This is a genomic window from Caballeronia cordobensis, from assembly GCF_001544575.2.
GTDB lineage: Bacteria > Pseudomonadota > Gammaproteobacteria > Burkholderiales > Burkholderiaceae > Caballeronia > Caballeronia cordobensis.
On sequence record NZ_FCNY02000002.1, the window covers coordinates 444,093 to 461,595 of the forward strand.

General features: G+C 63.9%; 16 protein-coding genes. 15 read left to right on the forward strand and 1 reads right to left on the reverse strand.

Annotated elements, in window-relative coordinates; translation table 11 throughout:
• Nucleotides 1-90 precede the first annotated feature (90 nt).
• The 13 genes from frr (at nucleotide 91) to AWB70_RS05740 (ending at nucleotide 13,205) form a co-directional block, all read left to right on the forward strand.
• Nucleotides 91-651 (forward strand): ribosome recycling factor, encoded by a 561-nt coding sequence (frr, locus tag AWB70_RS05680; protein WP_014191128.1) that lies wholly within the window; start codon nucleotides 91-93, stop codon nucleotides 649-651.
• 84 nt (nucleotides 652-735) lie between these two features.
• Nucleotides 736-1,518: a polyprenyl diphosphate synthase gene (gene uppS / locus AWB70_RS05685; protein WP_053567986.1), complete on the forward strand. Its 783-nt coding sequence runs from the start codon at nucleotides 736-738 to the stop codon at nucleotides 1,516-1,518.
• Nucleotides 1,512-2,324, forward strand: coding sequence for a phosphatidate cytidylyltransferase (locus AWB70_RS05690; RefSeq protein ID WP_053567987.1), 813 nt, complete (start codon nucleotides 1,512-1,514; stop codon nucleotides 2,322-2,324). The genes uppS and AWB70_RS05690 overlap by 7 nt, the downstream gene beginning before the upstream one ends.
• Nucleotides 2,325-2,342: 18 nt before the next feature.
• On the forward strand, nucleotides 2,343-3,560 hold the full coding sequence (locus AWB70_RS05695) for a 1-deoxy-D-xylulose-5-phosphate reductoisomerase (RefSeq protein ID WP_053567988.1): 1,218 nt from the start codon (nucleotides 2,343-2,345) through the stop codon (nucleotides 3,558-3,560).
• 7 nt (nucleotides 3,561-3,567) lie between these two features.
• On the forward strand, nucleotides 3,568-4,950 hold the full coding sequence (gene rseP / locus AWB70_RS05700; RefSeq protein WP_053567989.1) for an RIP metalloprotease RseP: 1,383 nt from the start codon (nucleotides 3,568-3,570) through the stop codon (nucleotides 4,948-4,950).
• Nucleotides 4,951-5,027: 77 nt separating this feature from the next.
• Nucleotides 5,028-7,340 carry an outer membrane protein assembly factor BamA gene (gene bamA, locus AWB70_RS05705; RefSeq protein ID WP_014191133.1) on the forward strand — a complete coding sequence of 771 codons (2,313 nt, stop codon included), beginning with the start codon at nucleotides 5,028-5,030 and terminating at the stop codon, nucleotides 7,338-7,340.
• Nucleotides 7,341-7,446: 106 nt separating this feature from the next.
• Nucleotides 7,447-7,947 carry an OmpH/Skp family outer membrane protein gene (locus AWB70_RS05710; RefSeq protein ID WP_045450453.1) on the forward strand — a complete coding sequence of 167 codons (501 nt, stop codon included), beginning with the start codon at nucleotides 7,447-7,449 and terminating at the stop codon, nucleotides 7,945-7,947.
• Between the two features lie 28 nt (nucleotides 7,948-7,975).
• Nucleotides 7,976-9,064, forward strand: a complete 1,089-nt coding sequence (lpxD, locus tag AWB70_RS05715; RefSeq protein ID WP_053567990.1) for a UDP-3-O-(3-hydroxymyristoyl)glucosamine N-acyltransferase — start codon at nucleotides 7,976-7,978, stop codon at nucleotides 9,062-9,064.
• 146 nt (nucleotides 9,065-9,210) lie between these two features.
• Nucleotides 9,211-9,669 (forward strand): 3-hydroxyacyl-ACP dehydratase FabZ, encoded by a 459-nt coding sequence (fabZ, locus tag AWB70_RS05720; protein WP_014191136.1) that lies wholly within the window; start codon nucleotides 9,211-9,213, stop codon nucleotides 9,667-9,669.
• Between the two features lie 70 nt (nucleotides 9,670-9,739).
• A complete protein-coding gene (gene lpxA / locus AWB70_RS05725; RefSeq protein WP_014191137.1) occupies nucleotides 9,740-10,528 on the forward strand; it encodes an acyl-ACP--UDP-N-acetylglucosamine O-acyltransferase in 789 nt (262 codons plus the stop codon).
• Between the two features lie 12 nt (nucleotides 10,529-10,540).
• The gene (gene lpxB, locus AWB70_RS05730; RefSeq protein WP_053567991.1) at nucleotides 10,541-11,707 is read left to right on the forward strand and encodes a lipid-A-disaccharide synthase; all 1,167 of its coding nucleotides are present in this window, start codon (nucleotides 10,541-10,543) and stop codon (nucleotides 11,705-11,707) included.
• Complete coding sequence (gene rnhB / locus AWB70_RS05735; protein ID WP_014191139.1) at nucleotides 11,707-12,411, forward strand: ribonuclease HII; 705 nt, start codon at nucleotides 11,707-11,709, stop codon at nucleotides 12,409-12,411. Before lpxB ends, rnhB begins: the two co-directional genes overlap by 1 nt.
• Before the next feature lie 17 nt (nucleotides 12,412-12,428).
• Nucleotides 12,429-13,205 carry a TrmH family RNA methyltransferase gene (locus tag AWB70_RS05740; protein WP_053567992.1) on the forward strand — a complete coding sequence of 259 codons (777 nt, stop codon included), beginning with the start codon at nucleotides 12,429-12,431 and terminating at the stop codon, nucleotides 13,203-13,205.
• A 9-nt stretch (nucleotides 13,206-13,214) separates the two neighbouring features.
• Here AWB70_RS05740 and ppsR read toward each other — a convergent pair whose 3' ends face one another.
• Nucleotides 13,215-14,033 (reverse strand): posphoenolpyruvate synthetase regulatory kinase/phosphorylase PpsR, encoded by an 819-nt coding sequence (ppsR, locus tag AWB70_RS05745; protein ID WP_014191141.1) that lies wholly within the window; start codon nucleotides 14,031-14,033, stop codon nucleotides 13,215-13,217.
• A 502-nt stretch (nucleotides 14,034-14,535) separates the two neighbouring features.
• On the opposite strand from ppsR, the gene ppsA reads away from it, so the two are divergent.
• Nucleotides 14,536-16,953, forward strand: coding sequence for a phosphoenolpyruvate synthase (gene ppsA, locus AWB70_RS05750; RefSeq protein ID WP_014191142.1), 2,418 nt, complete (start codon nucleotides 14,536-14,538; stop codon nucleotides 16,951-16,953).
• 102 nt (nucleotides 16,954-17,055) lie between these two features.
• Nucleotides 17,056-17,481 (forward strand): NfeD family protein, encoded by a 426-nt coding sequence (locus tag AWB70_RS05755; protein ID WP_014191143.1) that lies wholly within the window; start codon nucleotides 17,056-17,058, stop codon nucleotides 17,479-17,481.
• Nucleotides 17,482-17,503: the final 22 nt, after the last annotated feature.

The following is a 17,503-nucleotide window of genomic DNA, read 5'->3' on the forward strand; positions in this document are numbered from 1 at the left end:
ACTCTCGCGGTATCGGGCGCTCCGCGGCACGGCAAAAGCCGCGCGGGATGCGCCGCGTTTCGCCGGTAAAACCAGGTTTGGAGGTTGAAAATGAGTGTGGCTGACATTAAAAAGGGTGTCGACCAGAAGATGCAGCGGTCGATCGAAGCGTTCAAGGCCGATCTCGCCAAGATTCGCACGGGGCGTGCGCATACGGGCCTGCTCGACCATATCCAGGTCGACTACTACGGCTCGAACGTGCCCATTTCGCAAGTCGCGAACATGACGCTCGTCGACGCGCGCACGATCGGCGTGCAGCCGTGGGAAAAGAAGATGGTGCCGGTCGTCGAAAAGGCGATCCGCGAGTCCGATCTCGGCCTGAACCCCGCCACGCAAGGCGATCTGATCCGCGTGCCGATGCCCGCGCTGACCGAAGAGCGCCGCCGCGAGCTCACGAAAGTCGTGAAGAGCGAAGGCGAAACCGCGAAGGTGGCCGTGCGCAACCTGCGCCGCGACGCGAACGACGCCCTCAAGAAGCTCGTGAAGGACAAGGAAATTTCGGAAGACGACGAGCGCCGTTCGAGCGACGAAGTGCAGAAGCTCACGGACAAGTTCGTCGCGGAAATCGACAAGCTCGTTCAGACGAAAGAAGCCGAAATCATGACGGTGTGAGGCCGTAGAGACGGTTTCGCCAGCTTCGGGCGCGCATTCGCCCGGGCTGGCTCTCACTCCTTCCGATTCCAAGATTCACCGGCCATGACCTATACCAGCTCTACCGTTACCGTGCCCGATGTCGCGGCTGTCCCGCGTCACGTCGCGATCATCATGGACGGCAATGGCCGTTGGGCGACGCAACGGCGCTTGCCGCGCGTCGCCGGTCACACGCGCGGCGTCGACGCGGTTCGCGCGACCGTCGAAAGCTGCGCGCGCCGCGGCGTCGAATTCGTCACGCTGTTCGCGTTCAGTTCCGAGAACTGGCGCCGTCCGACCGACGAAGTGTCGTTCCTGATGCGCCTTTTCGTTACCGCGCTCGAACGCGAGATCGGCAAGCTGCACGCGAATGGCATCCGCTTGCGCGTCGTCGGCGACATCTCCATGTTCGACGACAAGATCCGCGCGCTGATCCAGCGCGCCGAGACCAAGACCGCGCGCAATACGCGCCTCACGCTGACCATCGCCGCCAACTACGGCGGGCGCTGGGACATCATGCAGGCCACGAAGAAGCTCATCGCGCAATCGCTCGAAACGGGCGTGGCCGCGCGCGTGGACGACGAATCCTTCGCCGAGCATCTCGCGATGGCCTACGCGCCGGAGCCGGATCTTTTCATCCGCACGGGCGGCGAGCAGCGCATCAGCAACTTCCTGCTGTGGCAACTCGCGTACACCGAGTTCTATTTCACCGATACCTACTGGCCGGATTTCGACGCCGACGCGCTCGACCGCGCGATCGCATCGTACGGCGACCGTGAGCGCCGCTTCGGGCGCACGAGCGCGCAGCTCGCTTCTCAATCGCAGAAGGCCGACACCCTTTCATGCTAAGAACCCGTGTCATCACGGCAATCGTCCTGCTCGCGGTACTCGTGCCGATCACGCTGTTCGCGCCGATCGGCGCGTTCGGCGCGCTGATCGGCTTCGTCGTGGTGTTCGCGGCATGGGAATGGGGCCGGCTCCTCAAGCTGAACGGCGCGGGGCCGGTGGCGTACGCGGTCGTCGCAGGACTGGCGCTCGTCCTGAGCGCGTTCCTCGGCATCAGATCCACGCCGCTGTACGAGATGGCCGCGATCTTCTGGGTGCTCGCCGGTCCGTATGCGCTGCTGCGCAAGCCGACGCTCGCCGCCCACGCGTGGCGCGCCTTCCTGCTTTTTGCGGGTATCGTTGTGTTTCTGGCCTGCTGGCACGCGGTCGTCGACGCGCGCACGCGCGGCGTGGCGTTCGTGCTATCGCTTCTGCTAGTAGTCTGGCTGGCTGATATAGGCGCATACTTCGCCGGAAAAGCGCTCGGCCGCCACAAGCTCGCTCCGTCGATCAGCCCCGGCAAGACCTGGGAGGGCGCCGTCGGCGGGTGGCTCGCGGTCATCGTCATCGGCGCGCTCGCCGCCGGCACCGGTTTTTATGCGCCCACCGTTTTCACGGCCTTCGTCGAGCATCTCGGCTGGGATCGCTCATTCGTCGCGCTTTCCGTGCTGGTCGCGTTCAGCGTGGTCGGCGATCTGTTCGAGTCGCTGCTGAAGCGCCAGGCCGGCGTCAAGGATTCGAGCGGCCTGCTGCCGGGTCACGGCGGCGTCCTCGACCGCATCGACGCATTGTTGCCCGTATTGCCGATTGCCTTGCTCATGCTCGGCTGACCGGCTAGAGAAGAATTCATGCAAAAACGTCTCACATTGCTCGGCTCCACGGGCTCGATCGGCGATAGCACGCTCGACGTCGTGGCGCGGCACCCGGACCGTTTCTCGGTCTACGCGCTCAGCGCGCATCGCAACGGCGAGAAGCTCGTCGCCCAATGTCTGAAGTTTCAGCCCGAAGTGGCCGTCGTCGGCGATGCCGAAACCGCCGCGCGCGTCGCTCAGGCCTTGCGCGCCGCGGGCTGCAAGACAGAAGTGACGCACGGGCCCGACGCGCTCGTCGAGGTCGCACGCGCGGATTCGTGCGATACGGTCGTCGCGGCCATCGTCGGCGCGGCGGGCCTTGCGCCCACGCTCGCCGCCGCGCGCGCCGGCAAGCGCATCCTGCTTGCGAACAAGGAAGCGCTCGTGATGTCCGGCCAGATCTTCATGGACGCGGTGCGCGATAACGGCGCGATCCTGCTGCCGGTCGACAGCGAGCACAACGCGGTATTTCAGTGCCTGCCGCCTTGCGCGGACAAAGAGGCGAAGCTGCACGGCGGCGTCTCGAAGATCATCCTCACGGCATCCGGCGGCCCGTTCCGCACGCGCGAGCCGGCCACGCTCGTGAACGTCACGCCCGAAGAGGCCGTGAAGCACCCGAACTGGGCGATGGGCCGCAAGATTTCCGTCGATTCCGCAACGATGATGAACAAGGGCCTCGAAGTCATCGAGGCGCACTGGCTCTTCGATCTGCCCGGATCGCGCATCGAGGTGCTGATCCATCCGCAAAGCGTGATTCATTCGATGGTGTCCTACGCGGACGGCTCGGTGCTCGCGCAGCTTGGCAATCCCGATATGCGCACGCCCATCGCGCATGCGCTGGCGTATCCTGAGCGTGTGGACTCGGGCGTCGCGGCGCTCGACCTCGCGCAGATCGCGTCCCTTACGTTCGAGAAACCCGATTTCGCGCGCTTTCCGTGTCTCGCGCTCGCGATTCAGGCGCTGGAGGCGGGCGGCATCGCGAGCGCCGCGCTCAATGCGGCGAACGAAATCGCCGTGGAGGCGTTCCTCGAACGCCGCATCGGCTTCATGGCGATCGGCGAGGTGGTGGAGCGCGTGCTGAACGCCTTGCCGAACACGAGCGCTGCCACGCTTGCCGACGTCCTCGCCGCCGATGCGAACGCGCGCCGTCTCGCATCCGGTTTCGTCGCAGAGCTCACCGCGAGCGCGCCAGGCGCCGAACCCATCGCCCATTGAGGCCGTCATGAACTTTCTGACCGAAATCGTCGCCTTCGTCGTCGCGATAGGCGTGCTCGTCGTCGTCCACGAATTCGGTCACTACAGCGTCGCGCGCCTGTGCGGCGTGAAGGTGCTGCGTTTTTCGGTGGGCTTCGGCAAACCGCTCGTGCAATGGGTCAGCAAGAAGACGGGCGTCCAGTGGACGATCGCCGCGTTGCCGCTCGGCGGCTATGTGAAGATGCTCGACGAGCGCGAGGTCGATCCGGAGAGCGGCCAGAAGATTGCCCCGGAGGACCTGCCGCGCGCGTTCAACCGGCAGAGTGTCGGCAAGCGCATCGCGATCGTCGCGGCGGGGCCCGTCGCCAACTTCCTGCTGGCGATCGCGCTTTTTTCCGCGGTGTTCGCGGGCGGCGTGACAGAACCGGCAGCGATCGTCTCGCAGCCTGCGCCGGAAACGGCGGCGGCGCGCGCGGGCTTCGAAGGCGGCGAAAACATTCTTTCGATGCGCGACGCGCAAGGCGGCGAGACGCATCCGATCCGCTCCTGGTCCGACCTGCGCTGGAAACTGCTCGATGCGTCGTTCGACCACCGCCGCGTCGTGCTCACCGCGAAGACGCACGAGGGCACCTTCGACTTTCCGGTGAGCGTCGCCGGCATTACCGACGCCGACGCCGATCAGGACTTCATGGACAAGCTCGGCTTCGCGCCGGGCGGCGGCACGCTGACGGTGGCGGGCGTCGAGGCGGGCAGCGCCGCACAGAAAAGCGGCCTCAAGGCGGGCGACACGCTGCGCGCGATCGACGGCCGTTCCGTCGACAACGCGGCGAGCTTCATCGACTACGTGAAGGCGCATGGCGCGAAGCCCGTGACGCTCGTGATCGAGCGCAACGGCCAGCGCGAAGCGGTGCAGATCGTGCCCGACATCAAGCGCGATGCGTCGTCGGGCAAGGATATCGGCCGGATCGGCGCGGCGCTCGCGAACCAGCTGCCGACCGTGGACGTGCGCTACGGGCCGATCGAGAGCTTGCGTCTCGGCGTGAACCGCACGTGGGACATCAGCGTGTACTCGCTGCGCATGTTCGGGCGGATGATCGTCGGCGAGGCGTCGCTCAAGAATCTGTCGGGGCCTGTCACGATTGCCGACTATGCGGGCAAGAGCGCAAGGCTCGGTTTGACGGCCTTCGTTTCGTTTCTGGCGCTCGTCAGCATCAGCCTCGGTGTGTTGAACTTGTTACCGATTCCCGTTTTGGACGGTGGTCATCTGTTATATTATTTGGTTGAGGCTGTTACCGGCAAGGCTGTATCCGATCGCTGGCAGCTTGTTCTGCAAAGGGCGGGCCTGGTCTGCATCGTCGCGCTGTCGATGATCGCATTGTTCAACGACCTCGCTCGCCTGATTCGTTTCTGATCCACTTTGACAATTTCTGGCGGCGTCTTTCGAGCGACCGCCGGAACGAATGCAGCTTTAAATACTGGGGAAGCACGTTGTTCAAACCTCATCGCTTTGTTCCTAAGACGGCTGTGGCCGCGGCGCTGGCCGCGACGGGTATGGCGGCGCACGCCACCACGCCGTTCGTCGTGCAGGATATTCGGATCGACGGTCTTCAACGCATCGAACCGGGCTCCGTGTTCGCTTATCTGCCCATCAAGCAAGGCGACACCTTCACCGACGACAAGGCCTCCGAAGCGATTCGCGCGCTGTACGCAACGGGCTTCTTCAACGACGTTCAGATCGCCACCGAAGGCAACGTGGTGGTCGTGCAGGTGCAGGAGCGCCCGGCGATCTCCGCCATCGACTTCGCGGGCCTGCACGAGTTCGACAAGGAAAATCTGACCAAGGCGCTGCGCTCGGTCGGCCTGTCGCAAGGCCGCTCGTACGACAAGGCGCTCGTCGACAAGGCGGAGCAGGAGCTCAAGCGCCAATACCTCACGCGCGGCTACTACGCGGCGGAAGTCACGACCACCGTGACGCCGGTTGACCGCAACCGCGTCGCGATCCTGTTCTCGGTCGCCGAAGGTCCGAGCGCGAAGATTCGCCAGATCAACTTCGTCGGCAACAAGGCGTTCAGTTCGAACACGCTGCTCGGCGAAATGCAGCTGTCCACGCCGAACTGGTTCTCGTGGTACACGAAGAGCGATCTGTACGCGAAGGAAAAGCTGACGGGCGACCTCGAGAACGTGCGCTCGTACTACCTGAACCGCGGCTACCTCGAGTTCAGCATCGATTCCACGCAGGTGTCGATCTCGCCGGACAAGAAGGACATGTATCTGACGATCGCCGTGCATGAAGGCGAGCCGTACAAGATCAGCAGCGTCCAGCTGGCGGGAAATCTGCTCGACCGCGAGGCCGAGCTCAAGAAGCTCATCAAGATCAAGCCGGGCGAGCGCTTCTCGGCCGAGAAGCTGCAGGCCACGACCAAGGCGATCGTCGACAAGCTCGGCGAGTACGGCTACGCGTTCGCGCAGGTCAACGCTCAGCCGCAGATCGATCAGGCGGATCACACGGTCGCGCTCACGCTGCAAGTCGACCCGAGCCGCCGCGTGTATGTGCGTCGCGTGAACATCGTCGGCAATACGCGCACGCGCGACGAAGTGGTGCGCCGTGAAATGCGTCAGCTCGAAAGCTCGTGGTTCGATTCGAGCCGCCTCGGGCTGTCGAAGGACCGTATCAACCGTCTCGGCTATTTCACCGACGTGGACGTCACGACGGTTCCCGTCGAAGGCACGAACGACCAGGTCGACGTCGATGTGAAGGTCGCGGAAAAGCCGACCGGCGCGATCACGCTGGGCGCGGGCTTCTCGTCGACGGACAAGGTGGTGCTGTCCGCGGGCGTGTCGCAGGACAACGTGTTCGGCTCGGGCACGAGTCTCGCGGTCAACGTGAACACCGCGAAGACATACCGCACGCTGACCGTAACGCAGGTCGATCCGTACTTCACGATCGACGGCATCAAGCGCATTACCGACGCGTACTACCGCACGTATCAGCCGCTGTATTACTCGACGGATTCGAGCTTCAAGATCATCACGATGGGTGCGGACACCAAGTTCGGCATCCCGTTCTCCGAGCAGGACACGGTGTTCTTCGGCGTCGGCGCCGAGCAGAACACGATGGATCTCGACTCGGCCACGCCGCAGTCGTATCAGAACTACGTGAACGAGTTCGGCCGCGTGGTGAACAACTATCCGCTGACGGTCGGCTGGTCGCGCGACAATCGCGACAGCGCGCTGGTGCCGAGCCGCGGTTACTACATCCAGTCGAACGCGGAATACGGCACGCCGCTCGGCAACACGACGTACGCCAAGTTCGACGCGCAGTTCCAGTACTACTACTCGTTCGCGCGCGGCTTCGTGCTCGGCTTCAACCTGCAGGGTGGCTACGGCAAGGGTCTGCAAGGCCAGACGTACCCGATCTTCAAGAACTACTACGCGGGCGGTATCGGTTCGGTGCGCGGCTACTCGCCGAGTTCGCTGGGTCCGCGCGACTCCAAGACGAACGACCCGATCGGCGGCTCGCGCATGGCGGTGGGCAATATCGAACTGACGTTCCCGCTGCCGGGCACGGGTTATGACCGCACGCTGCGCGTCTTCACCTTCCTCGATGCCGGTAACGTCTGGGGCGATCCGAACCAGGGCGGCACGAGCGGCGGCGCGAACGGCTTGCGCTACGGCTACGGTGTGGGTCTCGCGTGGATCTCGCCGATTGGCCCGCTCAAGCTGAGCCTCGGCTTCCCGCTGCAGAAGCACGAAGGCGACCAGTATCAGAAGTTCCAGTTCCAGATCGGTACGGCTTTCTAAGCGGCCTGTCTTCGAACGCGAATTTCATTCATTCAGACGTAACGTGAGGAACACTTTGGGAACCGGTAAGCATTCGAAACATAGGGCGCTGGCGCTTGCGTTGTCGATGGTTCTCGGCCTGGGCGCGGCGATGTCCGCCAGCGCTCAGGAAGCGCGCATCGCGGCCGTGAATTCGGACCGCATCCTGCGCGAATCGTCGGCGGCGAAGGCCGCACAGTCGAAGCTGGAGCAGGAATTCTCCAAGCGCGACAAAGCGCTGCAGGATATGGCGCAGCGTCTGAAATCGATGTCGGACAACATCGACAAGAACGGTTCCTCGATGGCGCCGGCCGACCGCGCGGCGCGTCAGCGCGACCTCGCGCAGCTCGACGCGGACTTTCAGCGCAAGCAGCGCGAATTCCGCGAAGACCTGAATCAGCGCCGCAACGAGGAACTCGCGGCGGTGCTGGACCGGGCGAACAAGGTGATCAAGCAGATCGCGGAGCAGCAGCATTACGACCTCATCGTGCAGGAAGCCGTGTACGTGAGTCCGCGCATCGATATCACGGATCAGGTGCTGAAGGCGCTGGCCGCGAGTTCGGCCGGCACGGGATCGAGCTCGAACTGACGAGGACTGGGACGAGATGGCATCAGGCATGGCGATCACGCTCGACGAACTGGTGAAGCGCTTCGGCGGCGAGGTGGTCGGCGACGGCGCGCACGCGGTCGGGAGCCTCGCGCCGCTCGACAAGGCAGGCCCCGCACAACTGGCGTTTCTTGCGAATCAGAAGTATCTGCCGCAGGTGGAAGCGACCCGCGCCGGCGCGGTGCTGATTTCCCCCGCGGACCTCGAGAAGGTGACGAATCGCTCGGGCAGCAATTTCATCGTCACGCCGAACCCCTACGCTTATTTCGCGCGCGTCGCGCAGGCGTTCATCGACCTGGCCACGCCCAAGGCCAAGCCGGGCGTGCATCCGAGCGCCTATGTCGATGCCGATGCGAAGGTCGCGGCGAGCGCTGTGATCGGACCGCACGTCACGGTGGAAGCGGGCGCGGTCGTCGGCGAGCGCGTCAGGCTGGATGCCGGCGTGGTCGTCGGTCGCGGCGTGCAGCTCGGCGACGACGTGCATCTGTATCCCAATGTCACCGTTTATCACGGCTGCAAGCTGGGCGCGCGCGTGATCGTGCACGCGGGCGCGGTGATCGGCGCGGACGGCTTCGGTTTCGCGCCGGATTTCACCGGCGAGGGCGAAGCGCGCACCGGAAGCTGGGTGAAGATCCCGCAGGTGGGCGCGGTGGATATCGCGGAGGACGTGGAGATCGGCGCGAACACGACGATCGACCGCGGCGCGATGGCGGACACCGTCATCGAGGCCAGCGTGAAGATCGACAATCTCGTGCAGATCGGCCATAACTGCCGTATCGGCGCCTACACGGTCATCGCGGGCTGCGCGGGCATCGCGGGCAGCACGACTATCGGCAAGCATTGCATGATCGGCGGGGCGGTGGGCATTGCGGGCCACGTGACGCTCGCGGACTACGTGATCGTCACGGCGAAGTCAGGCGTGTCGAAGTCGCTGCTCAAGCCGGGCCTGTACACGAGCGCGTTTCCGGCCGTGCCGCACGCCGAGTGGAACAAGAGCGCGGCGATCATGCGCAATCTGGACAAAATGCGCGACCGCATCAAGGCGCTCGAAACGGCGCTGGCGGACGCGGGCAAGCCTGACGATCGAAGCGGCGCCTGAGCGCCCGGCGCGTCAAAAGCGAAGCGCCGAAGCCGAATCAAGAGCGGGCCGGTTCGAGCAGCCCGACAGACGCAGCAAACCGGGCGGGCGCCTGAGACGGCCCGCCATCCAATTTCCGCGCCGACACGCGCGTGAGCAGAACGACCATGAGCACAGAAAAAATCAATTTCGACATCCACAAGATCCTCACGCTGTTGCCGCATCGCTATCCGATCCTGCTCGTGGACCGCGTGCTCGAACTTGAGCCGCACAAGAGCATCAAAGCGATCAAGAACGTGACGATCAACGAGCCGTTCTTCCAGGGTCACTTCCCGACGCGTCCGGTCATGCCGGGCGTGCTGATTCTCGAGGCGCTCGCGCAGACCGCGGCGCTCCTGACCTTCGCGGAAGAGCCGCACGACCCGGCCAAGACGCTTTACTACTTCGTCGGTATCGACGGCGCGCGTTTCAAGCGCGTGGTGGAACCGGGTGATCAACTGGTGCTCAATGTCAATTTCGAGCGGTACATGCGAGGCATCTGGAAGTTCAAGGCGCGCGCCGAAGTGGACGGCGCGACGGCCGCCGAAGCTGAGCTCATGTGTACCGTGAAGGACACGGACGCTTAAGCGCATTTGCGTTGCGTACACCCCGCGTTCACCGTAACAAGCAGCACGAACCGCATAAGGCCATCAGCGCATGAGCAAGATTCACCCCACCGCGATCATCGAGCCGGGCGCGCAGCTCGACGATTCCGTCGAAGTCGGACCGTACGCGATCGTCGGTTCGCACGTCGTGATCGGCGCGGGCACGACCGTCGGCTCGCACAGCGTGATCGAGGGCCACACGACGATCGGCCGCGACAACCGCATCGGCCATTACGCGTCGATCGGCGGCCGTCCGCAGGACATGAAGTACAAAGGCGAGCCGACGCGCCTCGAAATCGGCGACCGCAACACCATTCGCGAATTCACGACGCTGCACACGGGCACGGTGCAGGATCAGAGCCTCACGTCCATCGGCAGCGATTGCTGGATCATGGCGTACGTGCACGTCGGCCATGACTGCCGGCTTGGCGACAACGTCATCATGTCGAGCAATGCGCAACTGGCGGGGCACGTGATCGTCGGCGATCACGCCATCATCGGCGGCATGTCGGGCGTGCACCAGTTCGTGCGCATCGGCGCGCATTCGATGCTCGGCGGCGCCTCCGCGCTCGTGCAGGACGTCCCGCCCTTCGTGATCGCGGCGGGCAACAAGGCGGAGCCGCACGGCATCAACGTCGAAGGCCTGCGCCGCCGCGGTTTTACGCCCGACGCCATTTCGGCGTTGCGCTCGGCGTATCGCATCGTCTACAAGAGCGGCCTGTCGCTCGAAGAGGCGAAAGTGCAGCTCAAGGAACTGAGCACGGCGGGCGGCGAGGGCGATGCGCCCGTTAAGGCATTCTCCGACTTCATCGCGGCGTCGCAGCGCGGCATCATCCGCTAAGCACGCCGCCCGATGACCCCGAACCACAACCCGCCACGCATCGCGATGGTCGCGGGCGAGCCGTCTGGCGACCTGCTCGCGGCCTCGCTGCTCAAGGGCCTGAGGCAAACGCTGCCGGACGGCACGCGCTATAGCGGCATCGGCGGCCCGCGCATGACGGCCGAGGGTTTCGAAGCGCACTGGCCGATGGACAAACTGACCGTGCGCGGCTATGTCGAAGCGCTCAAGCACATTCCCGAAATTCTCGGCATCCGCAACGAGATCAAGCGGCAGCTGCTCGCGGAGCCGCCTTCGGTGTTTATCGGCGTGGACGCGCCCGATTTCAATTTCGGGCTCGAACAACCGCTGCGCGAAGCCGGGATTCCGACCGTGCATTTCGTCTGCCCGTCGATCTGGGCGTGGCGCGGCGGGCGCATCAAGAAGATCGTGAAAGCGGTCGATCACATGCTGTGCGTGTTTCCGTTCGAAACAGCGCTGCTCGAAAAATCGGGTGTTGCGGCGACCTACGTCGGCCATCCGCTCGCGGACGAAATCCCGCTCGAACCCGACACGAACGGCGCACGCCGCGAACTCGGCATCGCGGAAGGCGGTCCGGTGATCGCCGTGTTGCCGGGCAGCCGCCGTTCGGAAATCTCGCTGATCGGCCCGACCTTTTTCGACGCGATGGAGCTGATGCAGCTTCGCGAACCGGGCGTGCGCTTTCTGATGCCCGCCGCGAATCCGGCGCTGCGCGAATTGCTGCAGCCGCTCGTAGAGGCGCATCCGCACCTGTCGCTGACGATCACCGACGGCCGCGCGCAAACCGCGATGACCGCCGCCGACGCGATTCTCGTGAAAAGCGGCACCGTCACGCTCGAAGCCGCGCTGCTCAAGAAGCCGATGGTCATCTCGTACAAGGTGCCCTGGCTCACGGGTCAGATCATGAAGCGGCAGGGTTATCTGCCGTACGTGGGCTTGCCGAACATTCTGGCGGGGCGCTTCGTCGTGCCCGAAATCCTGCAGCATTTCGCCACGCCCGAAGCGCTCGCCGACGCCACGCTGAAACAGTTGAACGACGACGCCAACCGCCGTACCCTGACGGAAATCTTCACCGACATGCACATCGCGCTGCGCCAGAATACGGCGCAGAAGGCGGCCCAGGCGGTCGCGCGGGTGCTGGACACGCGGAGGCCGCGCTAATGGCGGCGAAAAATTCAGCTCAGACGGGACTCGATTTCAGTTCGCCGTTCGACATCATCTGTGGCGTCGATGAAGCCGGGCGCGGCCCGCTGGCGGGCCCGGTCGTCGCGGCGGCGGTGATTTTCGATCCCGCCAAGCCGCGAATCAACGGCCTCGACGATTCCAAGGCGCTCTCGGCCAAGCGGCGCGAAGAGCTCTACGCGAAGATCGTCGATCGCGCGCTCGCCTATTGCATCGCGTCGGCGAGCGTCGAGGAAATCGACACCATCAACATTCTGCACGCGTCCATGCTCGCGATGAAGCGCGCGGTGGAAGGCCTCGCGGTGGCGCCGACGCTCGTCAAGGTCGACGGCAACCGCTGCCCGACGCTTTCGATCCGCTCGGAAGCGGTGATCGGCGGCGACGCGCTCATCAAGCAGATTTCCGCGGCATCGATTCTCGCGAAAGTCACGCGCGACCGCATGCTGCTGGACCTGCATCAAACCTATCCGATGTACGGTTTCGACGCGCATTCGGGCTACGGCACGCCTCAGCATCTGCGGGCGCTGCGCGAGCATGGTCCGTGCGAGCATCATCGGCGTTCGTTCGCGCCGGTGCGCGAGGCGCATGCGCTCGTGTTCGGCTCCGTGCTGCCGGAAATCGCGCCGGAAGTGCTCCAGGTCGCGTCGAACCTCGACGACGGTCCCGACGCGCTCGCTTTCTGAGCGTCATTCATTCCAACGTGAAATCCATCACTTCGCGGGACAACCCGCTCTACAAGCGCATCAAGGCGCTGGCCGGCTCGACCGCGCAACAGCGGCGCAGCGGCCACGCGCTGCTCGAAGGCCTTCATCTGGCGGCAGCCTATCTGGATGCGGCGGGGCAACCCGAAACCTGTGTCGTCACCGAAGGCGCGCTCACGCATGAAGAGGCGCGCGAGATCGTCGCTCGGATCGAGGAACGGCGTGTCGTCGTGCTGCCGGATGCGCTATTCGGACAATTGTCGAGCGTCGTGCACGGCGTGGGCATGCTGCTGCTCGTCGAGAAGATCGACAGTGAGCTTCCCGCGCGCGTCGCTGAAACCTGCGTGATCCTCGACGGCATTCAGGACGCCGGCAATGTCGGCTCGATTCTGCGCAGCGCGGCCGCCGCGGGCATCACGCGCGTGTTCTGCGCGCCGGGTACCGCTTACGCATGGTCGTCGAAAGTGCTGCGCTCGGGCATGGGCGCGCACTTTCTGCTCGATATTTTCGAGGATGTCGCGCCCGAGGATCTGGTCGCCCGACTGGATGCGCCCGTCACGATCACGGATTCGCACGGCGCGGTCGCGCTGTACGACTGCGACCTGTCGGGCGCGCTGGCGTGGGTGTTCGGCAACGAAGGCGCGGGCGTCTCGCAGGTCTGGCGCGATGCGGTGACGCACCGCGTGACCATTCCGCAGCCGGGCGGGATGGAGTCGCTCAACGTGGCGGCTGCGGCGGCGATCTGTCTTTTCGAGCAGTGCCGCCAGCAGCGCTAGAGGGGCGCGTCAGTAATAGGACGGCCGTTCGGGCTTGATTTCCTGAAGGATCGTCGTGGCGATCTCCTCGATCGACTTGTGCGTCGACGACAGCCACTTGATGCCCTCGCGCTTCATCATCATTTCCGCTTCGTTGATTTCGTAGCGGCAATTCTCCAGCGCGGCGTATTTGCTGCCCGGACGGCGCTCGTTGCGGATTTCGGCGAGCCGCTGCGGATCGATCGACAAGCCGAACATTTTCGCGCGATGCTCCAGCAACGGCGTAGGCAGCTTGCCGCGCTCGAAGTCTTCGGGAATCAGCGGATAGTTGGCCGCTTTCACACCGTATTGCATCGCCAGATACAGGCTCGTCGGCGTCTTGCCGCTGCGCGACACGCCGACGAGAATCACGTCGGCTTCGGCGAGATTGCGGTTGGACTGGCCGTCGTCGTGCGCAAGCGAAAAGTTGATCGCCTCGATGCGATTCTTGTACTCCTCGGTGTCCGCGTTCTGGTGGACGCGGCCCATCGCGTGCGTCGATTTCATCTCCAACTCGTGTTCGAGCGGCTCGATGAAGGTCTGGAACATGTCGAGCACGAGCGCATTGCAGCCCTTGACGACCTCGTTCGACGCGCTGTCGACGAGCGTGGTGAACACGATCGGCCGGCGCCCGTCGAGCGTGACGGCTTCATTGATCTTCCCGACGGTGGCATACGCTTTGTCGATCGAATCGACGAAAGGCACGCGCACGAGCCGGAACTTTTGATCGAACTGGGCCATGATCGAATGCGCGAAGGTTTCGGCAGTGATCCCAGTACCGTCGGAAACGATGAATACGGAAGGCGGCATCGGCAAAAAACCAAATGGGGAACGAAATGGGGTGGGCGCGCTCAGAAGGTAACACGCGGATAACGTGCTGAAAACGCGCGGCAACGTCTTGAGCGCGGCGGCATTAAGCGCCTGTGTTACATTGGTTGCCCTGCGGTGTGCGCCGGCCAACCGAGCGGCGTGAAAGACCTCGATTTTGCCGTGGAATTACTGTTTCTGCCGAAGCAAAACTGACAATCGGCACGGTAGAATAGCGGCAACCTGTTCGATAAGCAATTGCGGACAAACTGATTCGGATTTTCGTCAAATCGCGGTCGTTTCGTCGGTTTTGGCAGCAAAAACCACGTTTTCGAGCAGATTCCCGACGTCCCGCTTCTTTTTGCAACGCGCTCCGTCTCCGGTGGCGCGTTTCCCCCGATGGTTTATCAAACAGGTTGTACGAGATGCGGCCGCGCTCCCATTGAGCGCGCCGCATATGAGCCCACTCGTGCGATCGAGCATTCCATCCACCTTAGGGGCTTGTATGACTAACGCAGTCAATGTTGCGAAAGACGTCGCAAAGGATCAGGCGTATGTAGTTCCATTCGAGCAGTTGCGAATGACCGACGTGGAAGTTGTCGGTGGCAAGAATGCGTCGCTCGGCGAGATGATCAGCCAGCTTTCCGAAGCCGGCGTCAGCGTGCCGACGGGCTTTGCCACGACCGCGCTCGCGTTTCGCGACTTTCTCCAGCATAACGACCTGACCGAGCGCATCGCCAAGCGTCTCGAGACGCTCGACGTCGACGACGTGAAGTCGCTCGCCGAAGCCGGCAAGGAAATCCGCCAGTGGATCGTCGACGCGCCGCTGCAGCCGCGTCTCGAAGACGAAATCCGCCGTGGTTTCGACGTGCTCCAGGCAAGCTCGCCCGAAGAGCTTTCGTTCGCCGTGCGTTCGTCCGCGACCGCCGAAGACTTGCCCGACGCATCCTTCGCGGGCCAGCAGGAAAGCTATCTGAACGTGGTCGGCATCGAGGACGTCCTCGATCGCATGAAGCACGTGTTCGCGTCGCTCTACAACGACCGCGCCATTTCCTATCGCGTCCACAAGGGCTTCACGCATGCCGAAGTCGCGTTGTCGGCGGGCGTGCAACGCATGGTACGTTCGGACGTCGGCGCGGCGGGCGTCATGTTCACCATCGACACCGAATCGGGCTTCAAGGAAACCGTGTTCATCACGTCGAGCTATGGCCTCGGCGAAACCGTGGTGCAGGGCGCGGTGAATCCGGACGAGTTCCACGTCTTCAAGACCACGCTCGAACAGGGCAAGTACCCGATCATCCGCCGCTCGATCGGCTCGAAGCTCATCAAGATGGAGTTCACGAAGCCGGGCGAGCCGGGCCGCGTGAAGACGGTCGACGTCGCGCACGAGCAGCGCAACCGCTTCTCGATCACCGACGAAGACGTGATCCAGCTCGCGAAGTACGCGGTGATCATCGAGAAGCACTATCAGCGTCCGATGGACATCGAGTGGGGCAAGGACGGCCGCGACGGCAAGATCTTCATCCTCCAGGCGCGCCCCGAAACGGTGAAGAGCCAGGCGTCCGGCAAGGCCGAGATGCGCTTCAAGCTGAAGGGCCAGTCGAACGTGATCGCCACCGGCCGCGCGATCGGCCAGAAGATCGGCGCGGGCCCCGTGCGCGTGATTCACGATCCGTCCGAAATGGAACGAGTGCAGCCGGGCGACGTGCTCGTCGCCGACATGACCGACCCGAACTGGGAGCCGGTGATGAAGCGCGCGTCGGCCATCGTGACGAATCGCGGCGGGCGTACGTGCCACGCGGCGATCATCGCGCGTGAGCTGGGCGTGCCGGCGGTCGTCGGCTGCGGCGACGCCACCGACTTGCTGAAGGACGGCGCGCTCGTCACGGTGTCGTGCGCGGAAGGCGACGAAGGCAAGATCTACGACGGCCTGCTCGAAACCGAAGTGACCGAAGTGCAGCGCGGCGAACTGCCGAAGATTCCGGTCAAGATCATGATGAACGTCGGTAATCCGCAACTCGCGTTCGACTTCGCGCAGTTGCCGAACGCGGGCGTGGGCCTGGCGCGGCTGGAATTCATCATCAACAACAACATCGGCGTGCATCCGAAGGCGATTCTGGAGTACCCGAACGTCGATGCGGACCTGAAGAAGGCGGTCGAAAGCGTCGCGCGCGGTCATGCGTCGCCGCGTGCGTTCTATGTCGACAAGCTGACCGAAGGCATCGCCACGATCGCGGCGGCGTTCTATCCGAAGCCCGTCATCGTGCGCTTGTCGGACTTCAAGTCGAACGAGTACAAGAAGCTGATCGGCGGCTCGCGCTACGAGCCGGACGAAGAGAACCCGATGCTCGGTTTCCGTGGCGCGTCGCGCTATATCGCGGAAGACTTCGCCGAGGCGTTCCATATGGAATGCATCGCGCTGAAGAAGGTGCGCGAAGAAATGGGCCTCGACAACGTCCAGATCATGGTGCCGTTCGTGCGCACGCTGAAGCAGGCGGATCGCGTGGTCGAGCTCCTGAAGAAGTTCGGTCTGGAGCGTGGCAAGAACGACCTCAAGCTCGTGATGATGTGCGAAGTGCCGTCCAACGCGATTCTCGCCGAGCAGTTCCTGGAGCGTTTCGACGGCTTCTCGATCGGTTCGAACGACCTGACGCAGCTGACGCTCGGGCTCGACCGCGATTCCGGCATGGAGTTGCTCGCCGCAGATTTCGACGAACGCGACGAAGCCGTGCAGTTCATGCTCAAGCGCGCGATCGAAACGTGTCTGCGACTGAACAAGTACGTCGGTATCTGCGGTCAGGGTCCGTCGGACCATCCGGACCTGGCCGAATGGCTGGCGAAGGAAGGCATCGAGTCGATGTCGCTGAATCCGGACACGATCATCGACACCTGGCAGCAACTGGCGAAGACGTTGTCAAAATAAGTCGTGATCGCGCCTTTCCGCTTGCTTACGGATAAGCGCGGCGTGCTATAAAAAACACCCCGGAACGATTTTGTTCCGGGGTGTTTTCGTTTGGAGACCAGGATGATTGGGCTGATCTGGTGGTTCGCGGCGGGCGCGCTGATCGTCGCGGAGCTGTTCACCGGTACGTTCTATTTGCTCATGATCGCGCTCGGATTGATCGCGGGCGGTATCGCGTTCGTGATGGGCGCGCTCGCGCATGTGCAGATCGGCGCGGCGGCGCTCGTTGCGCTCATCGCCGTCGCGGTGCTGAGGCGTTCGCGCTTCGGCAACTGGAAGCGGCCCAACGATGCCTCGCGCGACGCGGCCGTGAATCTGGACATCGGCGCGACGCTGCAGGTCGAGCAATGGCGCGATGGCCGCGCGCGGGCGATGTATCGCGGCGCGCAGTGGGACGTCGAACTTGCGCCCGGGGAGTCGGAAGGCGCGAGGCTGTATCGCATTACCGCGCTTGACGGCAATCGGCTCATCGTCGCCGCCAAACGTTAGTCGAAGTCAGTGAAATAAGGAG

What these genes read in the sequence shown, in the direction of transcription:
- frr (WP_014191128.1), top strand. Translation starts at nt 91, where the DNA reads ATGAGTGTGGCTGACATTAAAAAGGGTGTCGACCAGAAGATGCAGCGG.
- uppS (WP_053567986.1), top strand. Translation starts at nt 736, where the DNA reads ATGACCTATACCAGCTCTACCGTTACCGTGCCCGATGTCGCGGCTGTC.
- AWB70_RS05690 (WP_053567987.1), top strand. Translation starts at nt 1,512, where the DNA reads ATGCTAAGAACCCGTGTCATCACGGCAATCGTCCTGCTCGCGGTACTC.
- AWB70_RS05695 (WP_053567988.1), top strand. Translation starts at nt 2,343, where the DNA reads ATGCAAAAACGTCTCACATTGCTCGGCTCCACGGGCTCGATCGGCGAT.
- rseP (WP_053567989.1), top strand. Translation starts at nt 3,568, where the DNA reads ATGAACTTTCTGACCGAAATCGTCGCCTTCGTCGTCGCGATAGGCGTG.
- AWB70_RS05710 (WP_045450453.1), top strand. Translation starts at nt 7,447, where the DNA reads ATGGTTCTCGGCCTGGGCGCGGCGATGTCCGCCAGCGCTCAGGAAGCG.
- lpxD (WP_053567990.1), top strand. Translation starts at nt 7,976, where the DNA reads ATGGCGATCACGCTCGACGAACTGGTGAAGCGCTTCGGCGGCGAGGTG.
- fabZ (WP_014191136.1), top strand. Translation starts at nt 9,211, where the DNA reads ATGAGCACAGAAAAAATCAATTTCGACATCCACAAGATCCTCACGCTG.
- lpxA (WP_014191137.1), top strand. Translation starts at nt 9,740, where the DNA reads ATGAGCAAGATTCACCCCACCGCGATCATCGAGCCGGGCGCGCAGCTC.
- lpxB (WP_053567991.1), top strand. Translation starts at nt 10,541, where the DNA reads ATGACCCCGAACCACAACCCGCCACGCATCGCGATGGTCGCGGGCGAG.
- rnhB (WP_014191139.1), top strand. Translation starts at nt 11,707, where the DNA reads ATGGCGGCGAAAAATTCAGCTCAGACGGGACTCGATTTCAGTTCGCCG.
- ppsR (WP_014191141.1), bottom strand. Translation starts at nt 14,033, where the DNA reads ATGCCGCCTTCCGTATTCATCGTTTCCGACGGTACTGGGATCACTGCC.
- ppsA (WP_014191142.1), top strand. Translation starts at nt 14,536, where the DNA reads ATGACTAACGCAGTCAATGTTGCGAAAGACGTCGCAAAGGATCAGGCG.
- AWB70_RS05755 (WP_014191143.1), top strand. Translation starts at nt 17,056, where the DNA reads ATGATTGGGCTGATCTGGTGGTTCGCGGCGGGCGCGCTGATCGTCGCG.